Source organism: Geobacter sp. 60473, assembly GCF_036323535.1.
Taxonomy (GTDB): Bacteria; Desulfobacterota; Desulfuromonadia; order Geobacterales; family Geobacteraceae; genus Geobacter; species Geobacter sulfurreducens.
The window spans coordinates 1854175-1875577 of sequence record NZ_AP028967.1; the positions used below are offsets into that span (position 1 = coordinate 1854175).

Sequence of the window (21403 nt, forward strand, 5' to 3'; positions counted from 1 at the left end):
CGGGTCAATGGTGACGCGCCTTCTGCAGCTCAGTGAGGGACGAAAGAATCTTATCGGCCGACGGGAAACCGTAAAACCGTTGCCAGGTCCCGGTCTTGCCATCCCCGACGATAATGGAGGGGGGGTGGTTGTAAATGTCCGGACTGTACATGTCGAGGCCCACAAGCACCTTGTCCATGTTCACCTTGCTGCCGGTCAGGAATGTCCAGCCGGGACGGGCGCCGAGTTTCAGGGAATAGGCCTTGAGGCGCTTCGGGATGTCGTTGACCGGATCGATGCTCATGGTGATCAGGTGGAAATCCTTTCCCATCCGGGCACCCAGCTTTTTCTGGAGCGTCACGAAGATCGAGTCGAGGATGGGGCAGATGGTGGTACAGGTGGTGTAGGTGAACGTGATGGCCACCAGCCGGTCGCCGATGACGTCGCTCTGGAAGCGTAGGGACTTTCCATCCTGGTCGAGCAGTTCCAGATCATGAAGCTTCACCGTGGCCGAGGCGAACGTGGCAGGCGCCGCCACGGCGGACAGGGGCTGACTCAGCCAGACACAGGAAACGAGAATGAGAAGGATACGCCAGCTATTCGTTTTCATATGCAGCACCCTGTAAGCGACTAGTTGTCAGACCGCGTGGGCGACTGGGCAGGGGCACCTGCCGTCTGCCGTCCCCGGGCGATGAAATTGGCCGTAAAAAGGTAATCGTCGCGATAGTCCCTTGTCCCGTCCCCATTAAGATCGAAACGCGGTTTCCCGTCCCGCGCCCGCTCCTTGAGGAACAGGGCGAAACCGGCTTCGTCCAGGGCAGGTGCGCCCCCCGGCAGGCGAGTCAGCGCCGGAGCCACGACCAGCGGGTACTGGATGAGGCTCTCCCCGAAATAGACAACGAACTCGGCATCAAGGGTATCGATATCGGGTAGCACCCGTACCATCCAGGTCCCCTCTCCGCCCTGTTCCCACGAGAGGGTCTTTGCACTGGTGACGGCGAAGACCGGCGTCCCCTCGAAGCTTCGGGGCAGTTCGACCATCAGGGTCACGACGGTACGACCGTCGGAGATGGCAACCTGCGGCTGCTGCGTCACCTTTTGGCCCGCCAGCGGGGTGAAGAGCGCCACCAGGGCGGCGGCGGAGATCTCGCCCCGGGCATCCCTGAAACGATCCAGCACCCGGCCGTAGACAATGGTCTGAGCCGGGACCGCACGTGCCTGATCGGCCGTGGCCCGCGTCGCGGCCTGCTCAGCCGGTTGAGACGCCATGTCGGGAACAGCCGGGGTCGCCGCCGGAGACGGGGAACCCGGCGGGGCCGCTGCCGGTTTCGCCTCTCCCGGTGAAGAATCGGCAAAGGTTACGGTGGCATCTGCGCCTCCCCGGCCGGCATACCGGTCTCCGGGCGTGTTCCGCGACCCGGATCCGCCGCTCGCAACAGGTGAAGGCGTCATATCGCCGGCGGCCGTATCGAGAGGCGACGGGGAGCCGGTGCCCCCGGAGATCTTGTCCGTGATGGAGCCGGGGCCGACAGATGGTTTGGGCTGGGCATTGACGACCCCGACCGGCAGGGCGTGGGACACCCCCTTGGTAGTGATGAGGCGGGCATGGGCCGACAGGAGCCGGCCCGGGGTCTCGCCGATCGGCTGGAACCGCAGCACCGCAATCCGGCCGCTGGCGGTGATGGCCCGGGAACGCTTGAGGATCATGCGGAGCTCGCCCGGAATGGCCGTGTTGGTAATAAGCGACACATCGGAGGGGAGCGCGGTTCCCCGCTCGATCCGGGGGGCATCGAAGCTCAGGGCATCGTAGCCAACCTCCAGATCCACCACCGCAATATCATCGAGCGCGGCGACATCGATGCCATAAATCCCCTCCCCCGCCGCCTTGATGGTGATGCCGGCAGCCGGGGCGGATTCCAGCCAGCAGACGAGAATCAGTCCGATGATCAGCAGTTGTGCGACACTTCTCGATCCCATGATCTAATCCTTTTTCTGACCGGAAGGGACGGCGGAATCCGCCTCAGCCGGCGCCTCCACGGCATGGAGCATCATGCCGGCAAGCTGATAGAGCTTCACCTTGAGGGAAGGAATCGCGAAATTGAAGGAATAGATTCCTGCTTTGCGCGCCGTGAACGTGACCTCGTAGATGCCGTTGCCGACAGGGCGGGACACCAGTTGCTGGCGCCAGGCTCCGGTCGGTACCAGGGAGGTCACCACGATCAGATCGCGCAGGTCGGCCACGGGCTCGTGCGTCACCGGATCGGTCACCCTGAACCTGACCACGGACTCCTGACCGGCCTCCACCCGCAGGGCTGAGCCGACGAATTCCACCACGACCGGCCGCTCCGTTTTCAGGCGCTGCAGCGCCGGATTCGCGTCGGCAGTGAACTCGAAACATTGGACGATCCGGGGTGAATCGAGCAGCACGGCCACGTCGTAGGTCCCCGCCAGGGGAATCTTCACCCGGGAACTGAATACGCCGGGCATGTTCTGGCGCAACTGCCGGTTGATGACGTTCACGGCACGGGGGAGCCGACCGTAGGTCTTGAAGCTCCCCATGGGAACCCCCATTCCCTCCATGTAATAGACCACCGCGCCGTCGCCCGGGCTCGCGATGAGGACGGAATTCCCCTCCGGCGTCGCCACGATAGGGTCCGCCGTGGGGGGGAGAAGGGGTGAATCGGCAGGCGGCCTGGAGCCGCCGGACACGATGAGGGGGGCCAGGGTGGCTGCCTTGCCGAGGGCGGCAAGGGGGATCAGCGTCACGTCGGCCGTGCCGAGGGACCGGATATAGGCGAATTCCGTGCTGAAACTGACATGCTCCGGGCGCCCCGCCACCACGGTCGAATGGAGCAGTTCGTTACTCGCCGCGTCAAAGACCAGGATCTGGCCATTTTTGCCGTTCACGGTGAAGTACCACCGGTCTCCCGGCGCAAACCGCACCTCGCGGAAACCGGGCTCGAAGGTCTTCCGGCTAATAATCTCGTGGCTCAGCCCATCCACGACCAGGAGGTTGCCGTCTCCCTCGCATACCACGTGCGCGCACTTGCTCAGGGCGGAGTAGGCGACGCTGACAGGGCCGTCGCCCAGCCGCAAGGTCTTCACCGGCGCGAGGCTCTGGATGTCGATGATGGTGAGGGTGCCGCTCTGCTGGTTCGTGACAAAGGCATAGCGGCTGTCGTCGGCAAAGGCGATCTCGTGGTGGCCGGCGCCGGTTTGGATGAAAGCCGCCTGCGTTCCCGAAAAGGGATCGATAACGGTGACGCCGCTCCGGGCTGGGTCGCTGGAATCATTGCCCACCCACAGGTAGCGCGAATCGGGTTGAAAGGCCATGCGCACCGGCATGGCGCCGGCTGGGATGTTCCGCACGACCGCAAGGCTGTCCGTGTCGATTTCGGCAACCTCGCCCGCCTTGGGCATGGTCACATAGAGCCGTTTGCCGTCGAAGCTGAAGACCCAATCCTCGCCCGGCCGCTTGAGGAGGATCATGGCATAGAGCTGCGAATAGCCGGCAACCCCGATGATGGGGTCGATCACGGAAATGGAGGCGTCGTTGTTGAGGGTAAGGACGAAATAGCTGTTGAGGTCGATGTCGGGCCTGAAGGAAAGGGTCCCCTGGAGATAGGTGCGGACCTTGTCGGAGCACCCCATCTGCTTTTCCCGGAAATCGCCGGTACCCTTGCGCAGGTCGATCCAGACCCGAGGCTGCATGACCGTTACCGGATGCCCCGTGGCGGCATCGGTCATCTTCAGGCTGACATCCGCATAGGCCCCTTCCACGACTGCCGCCGAAGGACCGTCCTCGGCATGGGTCGGTTTCACCAGGAGCTCAAGGCTGATACCCTGGCGCACGACCTGCTTTCCGCTCCCGACCGTGACCGGTGCCGGGGCAGAGGCGGCGACGGTCGCTGCGCGGGCCGCTGAAACGGCTCCGCCGGCCACGACCGCGAAAAGGACGTACAGGACGGCTGCGACAGCCGTCCTGTACCCGAGAAACCACGTATCAATCAAAGCTGACATTCAAGCTGCTCCACGACCGGATGCGTCACTATCGCTGACTACTGTACCCTCATGATACCCCACAACCCGTTCAGGAAGTGGATGGGCAGCATATCGCGGTAGAGGTAGTCCCCCTTGGCCCGGAAGGCGCCGCCGGCACCGTGGTCCAGGAGGAAATCCCAGTGGGACGCGGGTCCCACCACGTCCTGGCTGCCGCGCCAGAACGATTTCGGGTTGAGCCCGAGCCTGGTGGAGTTGTTGGTATGGGGCTCGCGCTGCCACACATGCCCGTAGAGGGCGAAGGTATGGTGACGGTTGTGGCCGGCCGGCTGCACTAGGCGCACGCGGGTCTCCTCGCCGGCATTGACGGTGAAGACCGGCGTCTCCGGATCGCCTCCCGTCGTGCTGTTGTGGAGCACGTTCGCGAAATTGATGGCCTGGTTCTGGAACGGAAGATTCAAGGGGCTGAACCCGAGCCGGAACCAGAGCGGCTCGGTCCTGTAGTTGAATGCCTTCATGCCCGTGTCAAGGGCGTCCTCCATGCCGGTGACGAAGGGCACGGGGGTGTTGTCGCCGAAACGCAACGATATATCATCCTGTATGACCAGCACCTGCTCGCGGAAGGTGGTTCCGTTGGCCCTGATCACGGTGGCCGAGGCACGGGACGGCCGCTGGCCGGCGGAAACACTCGGGTGGGGAGTCGGGTAGTCCTCGATCCAGTTGGAGCCTAACGGCTCGATAATGAGCGCACCCAGAGCACCCCGGGAGGCATGCTTGATCAGGTCGGTTGAAATGAGACTGCTGGCGCCGAACTCGATAGGAGTTGCAACGCGCATGTTGTTGACCACCTTCACATCTCCGGCATACCACCGGTACTGCCTCACCCCGCCAGGCGGCACGGTCTGATCCTGATTGTTGCCGACCACGGTGCCGTCGCTCCGGGTGACATCGTATTCCACCAGTTGCGGGTGGAGCCCCACGACACTGGAGGTCCGCACTTCATTGAAGTTGAAGAACTCCACGATCGGATGCATCGCACTATAGCCGGGGGTTTCGGTCAGCACGGCCGGCAGCTTGTTGCGCAGGGTCACGTCGATGCACTCACCCGCGGCAGCCCGGAGAACAAGCGGTTCAACAGGGACACCCGCCTTCAGGGTGCCGTCCGGGTTGAGATCCCCTGTCCTCACATAGAGAACGGCGTCGGGGTCCTGAAGGGGGCCGATCCCCTGGGGTCCGATGCGGGAGTTGTAGACCAGCGAGCCGCCGGGCAGAGCAGTGCGGGCCGCCACGGCTGTGACGTCGTAGGAGCGGACCAACGCGCTCGTGGGGCAGGGACCGCTGAACGAGGCATCGTTGGCGGCCGCGAAGGGAACCGTGCCGATGGGGTTGTTGGGCAGCGGCAGCAGATTCGGCTGCCGGGCGGCGTAGGAGCGCATAATCCCCCAAATGCCGCTCCAGTAACCGTCGCTGGACGTGTTGAGCGTATAGAGATAGTCCGCCGTCTGCCCCACCTGGAGCCGGTCGGGAATCACCGGCATCCGCAGCTGGAACTGCTCGGAAATGCCCAATTGCTGCGAGTTGCGGAACCCGGAGTTGGGTGACCCGTAGGATTGGAGCCACTTGACGCCGTGAATGGACGCGGTGTGCGACTCCTCGTCGGCGCCCGCCTGAATCCGCACGTTGACCCGGTCGTTGTCGTAGACCTGGAAGAGCGGTGTGAACGGGTCACCCGGCAGCACGTTGGGGGTGAGCGGCGGATAGAACGCGGGCTGCTGGTTCAGCAGGGGGTTGGCGCGCTGTACCCGCGACGACAGGGCATAGGCCAGATCGCCGGCAAGCCCCGGAGCCTGGACGTTGGTGCCGGGCAGGCGCACGCGCTCCGCCACGGGCTCGTTGCGGTAGTTGACCAGGAACGTTCCCGGATCCTCGGCGGAAATGGCCTCGGGGCAGGGAGGCAGGGTTCCGTTGGGGCAGATCTGGGGCTTGCGGTACAGGAACGGCAGGCCGATCTCCTCCATGCCCGGCGGCTTGATCGCCTTGGCCGGGTTGACGCACGGAACCGTATGACAGGCGCCGTCCTCGTAGGCGAGCGTGAAGTCTGCCACATGGACCATGAACTCCCGGTAGCTCTCCGCGGGATTCGTGGTAATGATGTCCGCCCGCCAGCTGGTCGGCCCGCCGTCAAAGCGCCCGCCCATGAACTGGCCGGTCTGGGGATCGCGCCAGCGGGATCCCTGGGGCTCGGTGAGCAGGCTGGCGTAGAGGCCGGTCTGCTGGTGGGTGGACGGACCAAAGTGATCGTGGGTGAAGACGTTGCCCAAGGTCCGGTCCTCGCCCCGGTTGTTGCGGATGTTGTCGATGTACCAACGCTGGACCGTGGTCCGGGCACCGGTGATGTCGCGGCCGTTGAAGGTCGAGCCGAAATAGGGATGGGGCTTGGCGGCAAGGGCGACCTTCGTCACTCCGTCGGGCTGGATCAGTCCACCGGTCAGGTTGAAGGCGTGGATCCGCTCGCGCACCTCGTCGGGGCTCATGGTGCCGTCCTCGTAATTGAAGCCGTTGGCGGAGCCGTCGGATGCGGTTACATCGAACTTCACCAGGTGGATGTGCTGACCGATGACGTCGGTGGGGGTCTTGACCTGGTAGTCGTCCTGCTCGTACACGCTCGGGACCAGGTTGGTATGATAGAAATTCACGCAGTCGTTGGAGTTGGCCCTGATGAAAAACGGCTCCGGCGGCCGGGTGCCGTCCACCGTTGCCTGGGCGTCGCCCCAGAGGGTAACGATGCGCGATTGGGGGAAGTGGTGACCGACCTTGTTCATCTTCAAATCGAACTGGATAACGGCACCCTTGTAGGTCCTCGGCACGCCGACAGCCCCGCCCTTGTCGCCGCGGCACGGGTCATTGTAGGGCGCGCCGGGAACCGGCGGCAGCCCGTTGGTCACGAACTGGCCCGGAGAGCCGTTGGGCAGGAACGTCGCATGGAATTCCCGCGCGTGAAAGTCCATAGCGGCCCGTTCCCAACGGGTGCCGCTTTCGGGAAGCTGCTCCGCCTCCGCCGCCACGAGCACCTTGTCAAAGCTCAGGGGGGTTTCCTCGTGATGGGTAATAGCCGGGTCGAGCGTTGACGGATTCAGGGGGTTGTTGGTACCCCGGACGATGTGCCGGGGAAGCCCGCCATCGTCGATCAGGTCGAGGGGGGGCGTAGCCGGGCGGTGCCCCGCCTTCATCCCGAGACTGAAGGGATAGCCGGCGTTCTTGTCCGGCTCGTCGTAGACTACCTGCCCGCCGGGATAGCCGGGGACCTGGGTGATCCGCACCTTGCCGGGGACGGGGGCCATGGGCATGGTCGGGATGGGAACGACCGCAGGAATCGGGGTTCCCGCCGCGATCTCGCCGTCCGGAAGGGCACGGGCGGTAGCGATCGGCAGCCCGTTGGCATCGAGTTGGGTCCCGGCCTCGAACACGTCGTGCAGGCGGTACAGCGCCCACATCCCCTGAGCGAAGTGGGGGTAGAAGTGGCAGTGGAAGATGGTGTCGCCCACGATCTTGTTCCGGTTGCCCGAGTTGTAGGCGATCTCGTAGGTGTAGGAGCCGCCCGGGCCTATTCCCTGGGCGTCCAGGTAGTTGCTGCCGTCGTCGTCCGGGCTGAAGAGCCACTGCTGGGCATGGAGGTGGAAAACGTGGAATTCCTTGCCGAAGTGCAGGTTGCGGATCTTGGCCCGGTCGTTGATATAGGCGTGGAAGACATTGGACGGATCATCGGGATAGAGAGCCTTGGTGGCCTTGGGTCCCACGATCAGGTTGCCGTTCACGTCCGTGGTGTTGGCGGGCACATCCACCAGCATGGCCGGGTCGCTCACCGCCCACGAGGAGAGGAAAAATTCCTCGAACTTGCATTCGGCGCAGTCCCAGGTGGGACCGACCCCGGAGCGGTTGGCCACCACCTCGGTACCGACGGCGGCCGAACCGTAGTTGATCATGAAGCCGTCCTTGACGCCGCCGAGGGTGAACTTGAACTGGGGGTCGATGAAGATCGGGAACGGCTGCACGGTCTCAACCTCGTCGTGGAACATGACCGTGAACTCCCGGAACGCCCGGTCGCGATCGGGATAAGTCGGGTTGCGCTGGTAGGTGCCGGCGGGAAAATCGCCGCCGTTGGGTCCGGTGATGATGGCATTGACCTCGTTATGAACGATCTTGTTGGTCACCGGATCGAGGATGCGCAGGATCGGCTGCCCGGCGTAGCGGTGTCCGACGGGGTAGACCGCATCGTAATCGATGATCGGGTGCCCGCTGGGGGTAAGGCCGGTGGTAGCCATGAGCAGTTCCGCATTCGTGGTCTGGTTGCGGTACCAGACCGCCCCCTTCTTTTGTACGTTGAGCGCGCCGAACAAGCCGAAGGAAGTCTGGCCCTGAATCCCCTCCCCGCTTACGTTGTCGGCGATGCTGTTGATATGGTAGCCCCCCTCGTGCTCGCCCCGGACGAGATACACCTTGGTCTCGCCGGGGGCGGCATAGCCGGACACCGGATTGTTACCGACATTGACACCTGAGGAGACCATGTCGGCGAAGGATACCCCCATGATCGCCATGCCCACGTGACGGGTGGCCGGTTGACCGGCGAATTCGCCGGCCGCATCGGGCGGGAGGACAAGGGGCGCAGGGGCGAGCAGGTTCTGGAAACTGATCCGGAGGCAATCGCCCTCGTTCACCCGGAGGACGAGGGGACGCGGCCGCTTGTCATCGCGCAGCCGCACATTGCCCGGGGTGAGAATTCCCCCCTCTGCTTCGGTCAGGCCGTTCGCCGCATTTACCACATCCTGACGCAGGGCGAAGATCATGGAGATGGGGTTGAAGGCCCCAAGCCGGTTATGGACGATCTGCTGGTCGATGGCGACCACGTCGGCCTGGATGGTGTTGGCGCAGACCTCGGCCAGCGACACCGTCGGCGCCAGCAGGAGCATCATTTGAGCAAGGAAACCGGCAATCCGGCCGGGCTTGATCCGTGTGCGCATGGGTTGCTCTCCTCTTGCCTCGAAACTCATTTGATCACCAGATTGGATACGGTCAGGGAACCGGTCGTCACGGTGACCGGCCCCGTAACCGTGGTCATGCCCACGACGCCCGAGAAGCCGGCGCCATATCCACCCCTGAAGGTGAGCGTGATCCCCCTGTTTAACGTCAAACCGTTGTCGGCGGTCTGGACTGCCTGGGCATCGATGGTCGCGGCCGTATTGACCGGCGTCGCGGCAACCGCCTGGCCGATGGTCGAAAAGACGTTGTTGCCGGACTGGAGCGTCAGCCTGACCGGCGGCACCCCGGTGAAGGTGGCGCTGATCGTCTGATCGGCATTGACGGCGGTAAAGGTGTGGTTCGTGACCGCACCCACCGACAACCCGTTGACCAGCACGCTGAGAACGCCGTAGCCCGGTGCCGGGGTGATGGTAAACGCCTGGTTCGCGCCGGGATTCACCAGCACCTGCCCCGACGGGGATATGCTGCCGTTGGCGCCGGCCGTGGCGGTGATGATGAACTTCCGGGTGAAGGTGGCCGTCACGTTCCGGGCCTGGGACATGATCAGGGTGCAGGGAGTGGTCGTGCCGCTGCACGCGCCGGCCCCGGCGCCGGACCAGCCCTCGAAGATGGACCCTGCTGCAGGGGTAGCGGTCAGGGTCACTGCCGTATCGACCACGAACAACGCCGAACTGCTCGCGCCGGCGGCGCCGTTCGCAATGCTGATCCCCGCCGGGCTGCCGGCAATGCTGCCGGTGCCGTTGCCGGCGTTGGTGACCGTCAGGAGGTAGCGGGGGATGGCGGTGCCGCTCACGGGCACCTCGACATTGTCGCTGTCCGGATCGTTGGACGGAATCTTCAGTTCGGCGGACTTGCCGCCCGCCGAGGTCGGTGCGAAGGTGACGACAACGGTGCAGCTGCCGGTGACCGGAATGACGGCCTGAGAGCAGAAATCCTCGCTGATGGTGAACTCGCCTGCGTCCGAGCCGTCAAAGCCAAGAGCGCCGATGGTCAGATCATTGATCCCCAGGTTGCTGATGGTGATGACTTGGCCCGTGGACAAGGTACCCTCGGGGGTGATGCCGAACGTCAGGCTGGTGGGATTCACACCGATGATCGGCGGATTGTCGAGCAAGCGATTGGACTGCAGGATCGTCCCGTCGCTCCCCACCGCGATGTAGCTGCCGTTGCCGGCTGCCACGCCGTAGAGGCTGCTGTTGATGTATTCCGCGCCGATATTGATGGTCCAGCTGGCACCGTCGGGCGAAGTGAGGATGTGGTTGTCGTTGCCCACTGCCACGAACGAGCCGTAGGCGTAGGTAATCCCCTCCATCCTGACCAGCAGGGTATCGTCCACCGGCAGGAACCTCATGCTCCAGGTGGCACCGTTGTCGGTGGAGGTAAACACCTCGCTGGTGATACCGATAGCCGCGTAGGTGTTGGACGTGTTATTGAATGCAATCCCGTTCAGTTCGGCAAAGTTGATTGTGCCGCTGGTGACCTCGGTCCAGCTCTGTCCGCTGTCGATCGATCGCAGGACCGTACCGAAATCGCCCACCGCCACCAGCGCCGGCGTGGTGCCGTTGGTCCCGGCGATCAGGCTGCGCAGGTTTCCGGCCGTGCTGGTGATCTTCCTGATCGTGTTCCAGGTGATACCGTTGGTGGAGACCAGAATCAGGGCGCCCTCATCGGCCACGTCGCCGGTGGCGTTGTAGTCGCTGACCGCCACGAACCTGCCGTTGGCAAAAGTGACGGCATTGAGGTTGAGGAAGGTGCCGGAACTCCGTGGGGTCCAGGTGATGCCGTCGCTTGAGGTCAGAATGATGGCCTGACGGCCGGCATTCTGGTCCAGGTCGTAGCCGCTGGCGCCAACGGCGACAAATACGCCGTTGCCGTAGGCGATGCCGCGGATGTTGTGGCCCGGACTGAGGTAGCGCCTGGTCCAGGTAAGGCCCGTGTTGGTGGAGGTAAGGACCGTAGGCGCGGAAATCGGTGGATGCAGCGTGGTGCCGGGGTCCCCGTCGCCGACGGCAACAAAGGTGCCGTTGCCCCAGGCAATGGAACGCAGGGGGTAACGGGTGATGGTGGTGAACAGATTCGTCCAGGCGATCGTGTCGGAAGATGCGAGCAAGTTGCCTTCGCTGCCGGCGACAATGACCGTGGGTACGAAGGGAGTGACTCCCCTGTTGAGTCCCACCATGGCCGTCTGGAGCATCGGACCGGCTCCACCGGCCGCAAGGCCGGAGGTACGGAACGTCCAGGTTGCGCCGGCGTCTTCCGATGTGAGAATTTCGCCGTCGGTTCCAACCACCGTAAAGACCTGAAGCAGGTTGCCCGCGAAGAGGGGATCGGAGATTGTGCCGAAGCCGACCCCTTTCAGCTCGGCCAGCGACATCTGCGGCCGGTTCACCCAGTTGGAGCCGTCGGTCGAGGTGACGATCTGTCCGAAGTCTCCCGCAGCCACGAACGTTCCGGCGCCGAAGACCACGCCGTTGAGGTTCGCGGGGCGCGTCACCGGGTCGGGAGGCAGCGCGGCCCAGCTGCCGCCGTTGTCCTCGGAGATAACCACGTGCCCTTCCATGCCCACGGCAACGAACCTGCCGCCGCCGTAGGCCACGTCGAACAGATTCAGGGTGCCGTTGAACGGCTGCTCCAGGAAACGCGGCGTCCAGGTCACGCCGTCCGGTGAAGTCAGGATGGCGGTTCTCGGTTCATAGGGGAAATTGGGGTTGTTTTCCGTGACACCGACTGCGGCGAAGACCGTCCCGCTGTGGGCGATCCCCCTCAGGCTGGCCGTCACCCCCGAGCTCTGGACCGTCCAGGTGGCTCCGTCGTCGGTGGAGAGCAGGATCCTGCCGTAGCTGCCCACGGCCACGAAGGTATGGTTGCCGCCATAGGCAACGCTGTTGAGGTTGACCGAGCCGAAAGTCCGCACGGTCCAGTTGACACTGTCGGTGGAGGTGAGGATGGTGCCGAATTCGCCCACTGCCACGTAGGTGCCGTTGCCGTCCGTGGCAATGCGACTGATGGCCTGTCCCTGGGGCTTCGGATTCTGCCAGCTCCACTCATGGAGTTCGCGGGGGACGAATGTTGCTGAAATGCTCGAACCGTTGGCGCGCACCGAAAAGAACGTGAAGGACGAGACCGGGCCCAGCGCCCGGGGGACCGGATTGAAGATGCCGGTACCGTTGCCGTTCACATCCAGTTGCTCAACCATCTCGATGACGTTCACGCCGGCAATGGCATAGCCCGGGTTCGGCGTGATCGTGAACTTCTGGCTTCCACCCAGCGGCAGGCTGACGGTGCCGGTGGGGCTGATGATCCCTCCTGGCCCAGAGGAAGCGCTGATCGTCACGGATGCGGCGAACAGGGCGATGATGGACTGGTCCTGCTGGACATTGACAAAGGTGTACGAGCCGATGGGTCCCCGGGAAACGCCGTTCACGATCACGTCCACGATGGCGTAGCCGCTGGCGGCCGTTATCGTATAGGTGGCCCCTCCCCCGGCGGCGACCGCCTGTACTCCCGCCGGTGAGATGGTGCCGCTGCCGACCGGCGAGGCAGGATCAACGGAAGCCGTAATGAAGAACGGATTCGCAGCCGTCCCGGTCGCACCGACAGAGACCAGCGGAGTAACCGGATCATTGGAAGTAATGGTGAGCGTGGCGCTTTTCACCCCCACGGGGAGCGCCGGGACAAACGTTATGGTAATTTCGCAGAAGCCGGCGGGCGGCAGATTGTTACAGGCGGCCGGGTTGACGGTAAACGCGGCATTGTTGCCGGCGATGGCGGCCGACAGCGGCGCCGAGCCCAGGTTGGTGATGGTGAGGGTACGGGTCGGCGACGGCGGGATGCCGATGGGGGCCGGGCCGAACGCCAGACTGGCGGGCGACACGGAGATACGGGGCTCCAGGAGCGCGGTGGGGATATCGGCCTCGGTGGTGGTGCCGTTGCCCAGCTGCCCCGAGGTGTTCTGTCCCCACGTCCACAGCGTGCCGTTGCTCTTCAGGGCAGCGGAATGGCTCCCGCCCGCCGTAGCGACAAGCCAGTCATTGGCCGCAGACACGGGATTCGACGTGAGAATCCGGGCCGGAACGGCGTGGGGCTGGGGATTGAGCGGATCGGCGTCGCCGGGATGGGGACCCGTGCCGAGTTGGCCGCTGGTATTGTTCCCCCAGGCCCAGAGGGTGCCGTCCGCCCGGCCGGCAAGGGAGTGGGAGGTGCCCGCCGCAAGGGAGACGTAGGGAACGCCCTCAGCATTAACAACCTGAACCGGCGTAAAGGTGGTTGCAGTTACGCCATTGCCCAACTGCCCGACACTGTTGGCTCCCCAGGCCCAGAGGGTTCCGTCGGCCTGCAGGGCGAGGCCGTGATCCTGACCGGCTGCGATGGCGACCCAGCTGCTGTTGAAGGCGGTCGAGGGGGGACTTGCCACCGCGAGTTGGGCCGGCACGTTGCGCTGGGTGGCCGGGGCCAGCACCGCCGGATCGGTCCCCAGTTGAAGAAGGCTGTTATCGCCCCAGGTCCAGATGGTGCCGTCGGCCTGGAGAGCCAGCGAGAACACTCCGCCGGCCGCCACGGCCACCCAGTTCCGGTCGAAATTGCCGGGATTGCCGGTAACGATCTGAACCGGCGTTGTCCTGTTGGATGTGCCGGTGCCGTCCCCCAGCTGCCCGAAGGTGTTGTCCCCCCAGGCCCAGAGCGTGCCGTCGGCCTTGAGACCGATTGTGTGGGCCTCTCCAGCCGCCACTGCTGCCCAGTCATTGCCGGCCGAGGCGGGATTGGTCACCGTGATGTGCTGCGGCGTTGCCGCGGCAACCGTGGAACCGATCCCGAGTTGTCCGCTGGCGTTGTCACCCCAGGACCAGAGCGTTCCGTCGGCCCTGATGGCTACGGTGTGGGCCGTGCCCGTGGCGGTGGTCCGCCAGTTATCGGTGCCCCCTACAACCGGCACGGGGATGGCCGAGGGGGTTGTGGTGCCGTCACCCAGCTGACCGCTCGCGTTTCCGCCCCAGGCCCACAGGGTGCCGTTGGAGCGAAGGCCCAGCGAGAATGCCCCGCCCGGCTCCACGCCGAGCCAGGCAGATGCCCCGGCGGAGAGGACTGTGGGTGCAGTAACCGCCCCGAAGGTGCCGTTGCCCAGTTGGCCGGCACCGTTGCCGCCCCAGCCGAACACGGTGCCGTTGGCCAGGACGGAAAAAGACACGCCATTGCCGGCGGCTATGGCGATGTTATTGATAAAGGTGACCGGAGCAACGATCAGGGTGGGTGTGCTCCTGTTGGCAACCGTGCCGTCGCCGACCGCGCCCTGGGCATTGTTGCCCCAGGCCGAGACCGTGCCGTTACGATGAAGGGCGACGGTATGGAACGCCCCCGAGGCGATGGCGACCCAATCGCTGCCCGTTCCGACGCGGGCGGGGGTCGTCACGTTGACGCCGGGCAGGGCGACGCCGTTGCCCAACTGGCCGAACAGGTTCTGCCCCCAGGTCCAGAGCGATCCGTCGGCCTTGAGGGCGACCGAATGGCTTTCCCCGGCCGCAACCGCGGTCCAGTCCCGATCCGTACCGATCTTGAGGGGGGTGGGGTTCGGCAGGCCCCCCGTCCCCCCGGTTCCCAACTGTCCCGTCAGATTAGCCCCCCAGGCCCAGAGCGTACCGTCGGCCTGGAGTGCGAGGGTATGCTCGCCCCCGGCAGCAACGGCAACATATCTGCCGTTGCTGAGAGGATCAACCTGAACCTGGACGGGTTGAGGCCGGCTCGCCGTGGTGCCGTCCCCGAGTTCACCGAAGAGGTTGTTCCCCCAGGCCCAGAGCGAACCGTCACCCTTGAGGCCGAAGGAGGTCGACTCGCCGGCCGACACGGCTACCCAGTCATTGCCGGTGCCGATGCGGATGGGGGAAAATTTGTTCGTTGCCAGCTGCCCGTTGACGAGCGGCTGTCCCAGTTGGCCGAACAGGTTCGACCCCCAGGCCCAGAGCGAACCGTCGGCCTTGATGCCCAGCGAATGGGTGGTCCCGGCAGCCACGGCCTTCCAGGTGCCGGGCACCTGCACCGGCGTCGTCCGGTTTATGCCCGTGCCGTCGCCCAATTGTCCAAACTGGTTGGAGCCGGCCGCCCGGAGGGTCCCGTCCGAACGGAGAGTCAGCACATGGTTTCCGCCGGCCGCCACGTGCGGTACGGCGCTCCATCCGGTGGCCGGAGCACCAAGGGTGGCCAGGACGAATACCGCCGCAAGTAGCGCCTTGAACCATCCACCCCATAGTGTAGTAACATTCATCCGGACAACCTCCTGCCCAACGTGGCTTGCGGAACAATTCCCGGCCGATGACGGGAACAGCCCTTGTGATTACAGAATTGGTGCCCTCCTTAAATCAAAAACAATGCCAGACGACACAGCTTCGCAACAACAAGATATCACTGCATTTATTGTCGGGTATCGAGTTTGATGGGTTAATGAAGGGGTGTCACGGCAATGGTCGGATTCAAGCCGGGCAAGAGTCTCCAGGAGAGAATTGCTCCCTGATTCAAGCGGGTTAAGAGAGGGGTGTAACAATTCGTTACACGGTGGACCGAGGTGGCAGGCCATTGCCACCCAGCCCCAGGCACGGCGGTCATGCAGGGCGGTTGATGGGATAGGCGAAGGTGGCGGGTTACCCTTTTTTCGCCTGGAGGCGCTTGTTCAGCGTCTGGCGGGTGATACCGAGCATGGTTGCGGCGATCCCCTGATTTCCCCTGGCCCGCTTCATGGCCTCAGCCATCAGGTAATCTTCCACCTCCCTCACCGTGGGGAAACGGCCGAAAATGGCGGACAGGGGATCATCGGAAGACGTGGCGGCAGTCTGCGGGATGAGCTGAGCGGCATCGCCGCCGATGATGTTCCTGAAACTGTCGAGAGAAAGGACCCCAGAACCGTGCCTGGCCACGGCGTCATGGATAAGCGCCTGCAACTCCCTGACGTTTCCCGGGAAGGGATAGACCGAGAGCAGCGTCAGGAGTTCGGGAGGAGGTGTCGGCTTTTTCCGGCCCAGGGAAGCGGCTGCCTCTCCCAGAAAATGATCGATCAGCAGCGGCAGGTCCTCCAGGCGCTCCCGCAGGGGCGGAATCTGGACCTGGTGGGCGCAGAGCCGGTAATAGAGGTCGTTGCGGAACGCCTCCTTCTCGATCTGCTTCTTGAGATCCCGGTTGGTTGCGCAGACTACCCGTGCTTCGCTCTTGCGCGCCATGTCGGACCCGACCGGATAGTATTCCTTTTCCTGCAACAGCCGCAACAGCTTGATCTGGGAAGCCTCGTTCAGGTCTCCGATCTCGTCGAGGAAGAGCGTGCCGCCGGCCGCCCTCGCGATGAGGCCGTCACGGGCCTGGTCGGCACCGGTGAACGCCCCCTTCTTGTGCCCGAACAGGGTGTCCGAAAACATGACATCGTCGAGCCCGGCCACATTCACCGCCACGAACTCACCCCTGACGCCGCTCAGTTCGTGCACCGCCCGGGCAAACAGCTCCTTGCCCACTCCGGTTTCGCCCGTGACCAGAATCGGCTGGCGGGAACGGGAGACCACCTCCAGGTACTGGAACACCGCACGCATCTTCTTGCTGTCGGTAACGATGGACGCGAAGGCCTCGGGATGGTCGAGACGGTCGTCCAGAAGGCATTCTTTCAGGGAGTTCAGCTCACGGCTCATAGCTCCCATCTCCAGCGCCTTGGTCACGCTGGCGATGAGGCGCCCCGATTCCACCGGCTTCACCAGATAGTCAAAGGCCCCTGACTTCATGCAGGTGACGGCGGTCTCGGTTTCATCGACGGCGGTCATGACGATGGCCGGGATGTGGGGAAAACGCTCCACTATCAGGGGGAGAAGCTCGGTCCCCGACAGGTGGGGCATGAACAGGTCGAGTACCACTGCCGCCACGCCTCCCTGCTCCAGCAGGGGCATCAGCTGCCTGCTGTCCTGCAGCGTCTCCACGTTGCCGAAGCCGTTGCCGAGCAGAATCAGACGCGATGCCTTGAGTATGTTTTCCTCGTCATCCACCAGCACGATGGTCTGCGCCGTCTCAGTTGCCATGTGACACCTCCCCCGACAAGTACGATATCATGACACCCCCTGATTGTCCGCGGCAGGCAGGTGTACGGTAAAGATAGTCCCTTCGCCCGGCACTGACGTGAACTCCAGGGTCCCGCCATGATCCCGGACGATCGAATGGCAGATGGCGAGCCCCAGCCCCGTTCCGCCGCTGTCGAGGCGCGTCGTAAAAAACGGCTCCAGAATACTGTCGGAGATCTCGATCGGGATGCCGCGGCCCTGGTCCGCGACCCTGATCACTACGCCCCCGTCGTTCCCATCGCGGTTGGTCGAGACCGTTACGCCCCGCTCCTCGGCGGGCAGCGCCTGGATTGCGTTCATGATCAGGTTGATGATGACCTGTTCGAGCTGCTGGAGGCTCCCCCGGACAAGCGGGAGATCTTCGGCGAGTTCCAGCCGGAAATGCCGCGTATGCTTGCGTATCTGGTGGTTCAGTATGGTCGCCGCCATGGTTATGGCCCGGTTCACGTCCACGTTGCCCGCGATGGACGAAGCCTCGTTGCGCGCGAAATCCTTGAGATTGTTGACGATATCGCGAATCCTGCGCGCACCGTCGTGGACCCCTGTAATCAGTTCGGGAAAGGCCTCCCGCATCTCCGAAAAGGGGATGCCGCCGACGGTAAAGTCACCGTGCTCGTCGTAATAGTCGCGCAGGATCGGATAGATATCGCTCCAGGAGCGTCGCAGAATCTCCGAGTTGACCATGATGTAGTTGTTGGGGTTGTTGATCTCGTGGGCGATACTGGCCACGAGCACCCCCAGGGAGGTCATCTTGTTGGCATGAATGAGCCTCGCCTGGATCAGCCGGCTTTCCTTCTCAAGGCGAATCCGCTTCGAAATGTCGCGGATAGTGCAGTAGACCATGTCAACCTGCTGGATCGTGACCATTTTGCCCCGCACTGAAACGATGATTTCCGAGCCATCCTTGCGGGTGTGGGTCATGGTGTCGATCCGGATCGAGTCTCCCATCCTGACCTGGCCGATGGCCCGGCAGAACGTATCGAGATCACTGGAGCCCATCAACGACTCGAGCCCAAGCTCGAAGAACTCCTTTTTGGAAAAGCCGTAGAGTCTCTCCGCAACCGGATTCACGTCGATGATGCGACACCCGCCGGGGCGAAAGAGGATAATGGCATCTTCGGTCTGTTCGAACAGTTGACGGAAACGCTCCTCGCTCCTGAGAAGCGCCTCTTCGGTCCGTTTCCGCTCGACGATTTCACGCTCCAGATCCTCGATTGCCTCGGTCAGTCGGGCAGTCCGGTCCTCCACCAGCGATTCCAGGTTGGACTGATACCTTCTTAGACGGGTCTCGGCCTCTTCCCGCTGGGCGATCTGGGCGGCCATCGGTTTGAAGATGAATCGGTGGAGAAACGGGGCGATGAGCAGGAGCAGCATCAGCGAATCGGTAAACAGGTCGACAAAGGGCGCCCTGCCCGGGAAACGCAGGACATGCACCATCACGACCATAACAACGGCTTCGGCCACGAAGATAATGCCGCCCAGGGCGATAGTGATCCTGACCGGTGACTCATAGAAACGTATTTTTCGCGCCGCGCGCCGTGCGGACCGCTCGGGATTGGTCATGACAACTCACTGCTCCGATAATTGACAGGGTTCAAGGACTCGCATCCAGCTGCCGGCCTGCCCTAACCCGCGAATCCAGCAGAAAACATGCCATCAGGAATTTCATGGCACATTTTGTGTAAATGCCCATAAACAGCACTAAACGAGTTCAAACTCTCCCGGATCAGGGTCGAGGGACACCATCCAATGACCGAAACAGCACTCATCGCGGCAACATTAGGCCTCACGGCCCCATGGGAAATCAAGGCCATAACCTTCGCCGACACCGAACGACGCATGGATATCATCATTGATTTCTATCATGGGGGTACATTCCGCTGTCCCCGCTGCGGAGCCCACGCCCATGTTTCGGAATCGGTCCAGGAAATCTGGCACCGGGAAAATTTCTTTCATTATACAGCCTATCTTCACGTACGCGTCCCGCGACTTGCCTGTGAAAAGGAATGCGGTACCAGCAATGCAGTGTTACCCTGGGTACAGCGCAATTCCCTTTTCACTCTGATCCCCCTCGCACTGGGCGTCTGAACAGGTGTAACATATTTTTCGCCTGTCGCATTTTTTGCGGCTGACGCAAAAAGGGGCCGCTGATGCGGCCCCTTTTCTGTAGACGTTACCCGCAATGGGATTCCGGCTCATGCCGCGCCGCCGTGTCCCGGCGGCGCAACTGGGCAGAACGGCTCTGGAGCCGGAACGGTTGCGGTCCCGAACGCCGCACGTGAGGCCACTAGTCGTCGTGCCCCCGCCCCCGGCCCTTGCCGCCGTGATCCCAGCGACCGTCCTTGTCCCCCCTGCGCTCTTCCTTCCAACGCTCGTGGTCCCTCTTGCGCTCCCGCTTCGATTCCTTGCCGGGTCTGAAATGCTTGCCCCGGTAATGGTCGCGCTCCACCTCGTAGACGCGGTACTCACCGTCACGGTAGTAGCGGATCCGATCCAGCTTGTGCTTGCGCAGGCCAGGAGGGAGATGCTTGTACTTGACGACGCCCCAGGGGCCGTTGTAGTGGTTTGACCGGTACCACACGTCGCCGGACGAGAGATAGTAGCTCCCGGAGAAATAAAACAGATCATAGGGAACACCCACGGCCACGTAAAACCCGAGGGAGCGGGGGACGAGAAAAACCGGCGGCTCGGCGATGGCCACGGGCGGGCCGGGAACCACCACCGGCGGCGGTGCCGGGACCACCACCCGGGGTCGGTTGCCGACATTGATGTTGACGTCGAAACCGACATCGGATGCGGCGAAGCAGGGTGCGGCCGTCAGGGCCAGGGATAACGCGAGGACTGCTCTCTTCATGACGATCTCCTTTCGGAACAGAGGGGTCTTACCGTCCCGACCGGCAGCACGCAGGCACAAAAAACGGGACGGAAACATCGTATCGATATTTCGGCATCCCGGCTGTCTCAGAGAGACCCGTGGGCTTTCCGCCCCACCCTCGCGGATGGTTTAGTCTTATCGTCTATCGAACTGCATTTTCTTCTTCTATGCACCAGAAAGTGCGCTCCCGTCAAGCGCCGTGTCTCCCAATCCACATCCGGACAGGCTCAGACGCGCTCGTAAGGCTCGAACAAACGCTTGAACTCATCAAGGGCGAAGCGGTCGGTCATGCCGGCGATGTAGTCGCAGACCACGCGCTCGCGCCCCAGCATATCCATCTTCTGCTGGTACTTGCGGGGGAGTAGCGTCGGGTGCTTCACGTAACTCTCGAACAACTGTGTCAAATAGCGCTCCGCCTTGACCCGCATCCGCTCCACCTTGTGGTGCCGGTACAGGTTTGTAAACAGGAACCGTTTAAGGGAACGGTTCCGCTCCTCCATGGCGGACGAGAAGGTCACCAGGGGACGGTTGACCCGCCGCACGTCGTCAAGGGTGGAGACGCCGCAAGCACGCAGATTCGCCTCGGTAGCAGTAATCAGGTCCCTGATGAGGAGACCGATCAGCGCGCTTATGGTCTGGAACTTCTTCCGCTCCCGGTCCAGGTCGGGATGGGCGGTGTCGATCCTCTCCCAGACCTCCCGCCAGAGGTCAACCCCGTTGAGTTGCTCAATCGTAATGTAACCCGACTTGAGGCCGTCGTCGATATCATGGTTGTTGTAGGCTATCTCATCGGCGAAGTTGATGATCTGCGCTTCGATGGTCGGCACCACGCCGGGCAGGAATTCCTCGATCAGGCCGGTCGGCCGGTCGTAGGGCGATGAATGCTTGATGATCCCCTCCAGCACTTCCCAGGAAAGGTTGAGACCGTTGAAGCCGGGGTACCGTTCCTCCAACTGGTCCACCACCCTGAACGACTGAAGATTGTGCTCGAAGCCGCCGAAGCCCTCCATCAGACGGTTCAGCACCTCCTCGCCCGTGTGCCCGAAGGGGGTGTGCCCCAGGTCGTGGGCCAGGGCCAGAGCCTCGGTCAGTTCCTCGTTCAGGGCGAGCCGACGGGCGATGGCCTTGCCGATCTGGGCCACCTCCAGTGAATGGGTCAACCGGGTGCGGTAGTAATCCCCCTCATGGTTCACGAAGACCTGGGTCTTGTACTCCAACCTCCTGAACGCTGCACAGTGGATGATCCTGTCCCGGTCCCGTTCGAAGGCGGGGCGGTCGTCACGGAACTCTTCCGGGTGCATACGCCCCCGCGAACGGCAACTGCGAGCCGCATAACCGGCCAAATCAGCCCGCTCCAGGGATCGCATCCCCTCTTCTTCGGCCATATGGGCACCTCCCGTTTGAACGAAAAAACTCTAATGGGGCGTATCATGGG

Annotated in this window: 10 protein-coding genes and 1 riboswitch; all 10 genes read right to left on the reverse strand. The window is 63.3% G+C overall.

Features of this window, described 5'->3' with window-relative positions; genetic code table 11:
- Positions 1-4: 4 nt before the first annotated feature.
- On the reverse strand, positions 5-589 hold the full coding sequence (locus AABA48_RS08360; RefSeq protein WP_286350061.1) for an SCO family protein: 585 nt from the start codon (positions 587-589) through the stop codon (positions 5-7).
- Positions 590-609: 20 nt separating this feature from the next.
- Positions 610-1956, reverse strand: coding sequence for a hypothetical protein (locus AABA48_RS08365; RefSeq protein ID WP_286350062.1), 1347 nt, complete (start codon positions 1954-1956; stop codon positions 610-612).
- Positions 1957-1959: 3 nt separating this feature from the next.
- On the reverse strand, positions 1960-3999 hold the full coding sequence (locus AABA48_RS08370; protein ID WP_286350063.1) for a YncE family protein: 2040 nt from the start codon (positions 3997-3999) through the stop codon (positions 1960-1962).
- A gap of 38 nt (positions 4000-4037) precedes the next feature.
- On the reverse strand, positions 4038-8996 hold the full coding sequence (locus AABA48_RS08375) for a copper oxidase (protein ID WP_286350064.1): 4959 nt from the start codon (positions 8994-8996) through the stop codon (positions 4038-4040).
- 26 nt (positions 8997-9022) lie between these two features.
- A complete protein-coding gene (locus AABA48_RS08380) occupies positions 9023-15271 on the reverse strand; it encodes an RCC1 domain-containing protein (RefSeq protein WP_286350065.1) in 6249 nt (2082 codons plus the stop codon).
- 373 nt (positions 15272-15644) lie between these two features.
- On the reverse strand, positions 15645-17054 hold the full coding sequence (locus AABA48_RS08385; protein ID WP_286350066.1) for a sigma-54-dependent transcriptional regulator: 1410 nt from the start codon (positions 17052-17054) through the stop codon (positions 15645-15647).
- A gap of 27 nt (positions 17055-17081) precedes the next feature.
- Positions 17082-18656, reverse strand: coding sequence for an ATP-binding protein (locus AABA48_RS08390; protein ID WP_286350067.1), 1575 nt, complete (start codon positions 18654-18656; stop codon positions 17082-17084).
- Between the two features lie 216 nt (positions 18657-18872).
- Entirely contained in the window at positions 18873-19049 is a 177-nt protein-coding gene (locus tag AABA48_RS08395) for a hypothetical protein (protein ID WP_286350068.1), read from the reverse strand.
- Between the two features lie 331 nt (positions 19050-19380).
- Positions 19381-19947, reverse strand: coding sequence for a hypothetical protein (locus AABA48_RS08400; protein ID WP_286350069.1), 567 nt, complete (start codon positions 19945-19947; stop codon positions 19381-19383).
- An 89-nt stretch (positions 19948-20036) separates the two neighbouring features.
- Positions 20037-20112, reverse strand: a riboswitch (cyclic di-GMP riboswitch).
- 83 nt (positions 20113-20195) lie between these two features.
- On the reverse strand, positions 20196-21353 hold the full coding sequence (locus tag AABA48_RS08405; RefSeq protein ID WP_286350070.1) for a deoxyguanosinetriphosphate triphosphohydrolase: 1158 nt from the start codon (positions 21351-21353) through the stop codon (positions 20196-20198).
- Between the last annotated feature and the right edge of the window lie 50 nt (positions 21354-21403).

Coding starts and splice junctions, on each gene's coding strand:
- AABA48_RS08395 (WP_286350068.1), bottom strand. CDS start 19,049: ATGAAAGAAATTTTCCCGGTGCCAGATTTCCTGGACCGATTCCGAAAC.
- AABA48_RS08400 (WP_286350069.1), bottom strand. CDS start 19,947: ATGAAGAGAGCAGTCCTCGCGTTATCCCTGGCCCTGACGGCCGCACCC.
- AABA48_RS08365 (WP_286350062.1), bottom strand. CDS start 1,956: ATGGGATCGAGAAGTGTCGCACAACTGCTGATCATCGGACTGATTCTC.
- AABA48_RS08405 (WP_286350070.1), bottom strand. CDS start 21,353: ATGGCCGAAGAAGAGGGGATGCGATCCCTGGAGCGGGCTGATTTGGCC.
- AABA48_RS08370 (WP_286350063.1), bottom strand. CDS start 3,999: ATGTCAGCTTTGATTGATACGTGGTTTCTCGGGTACAGGACGGCTGTC.
- AABA48_RS08390 (WP_286350067.1), bottom strand. CDS start 18,656: ATGACCAATCCCGAGCGGTCCGCACGGCGCGCGGCGCGAAAAATACGT.
- AABA48_RS08360 (WP_286350061.1), bottom strand. CDS start 589: ATGAAAACGAATAGCTGGCGTATCCTTCTCATTCTCGTTTCCTGTGTC.
- AABA48_RS08385 (WP_286350066.1), bottom strand. CDS start 17,054: ATGGCAACTGAGACGGCGCAGACCATCGTGCTGGTGGATGACGAGGAA.
- AABA48_RS08375 (WP_286350064.1), bottom strand. CDS start 8,996: ATGCGCACACGGATCAAGCCCGGCCGGATTGCCGGTTTCCTTGCTCAA.
- AABA48_RS08380 (WP_286350065.1), bottom strand. CDS start 15,271: ATGAATGTTACTACACTATGGGGTGGATGGTTCAAGGCGCTACTTGCG.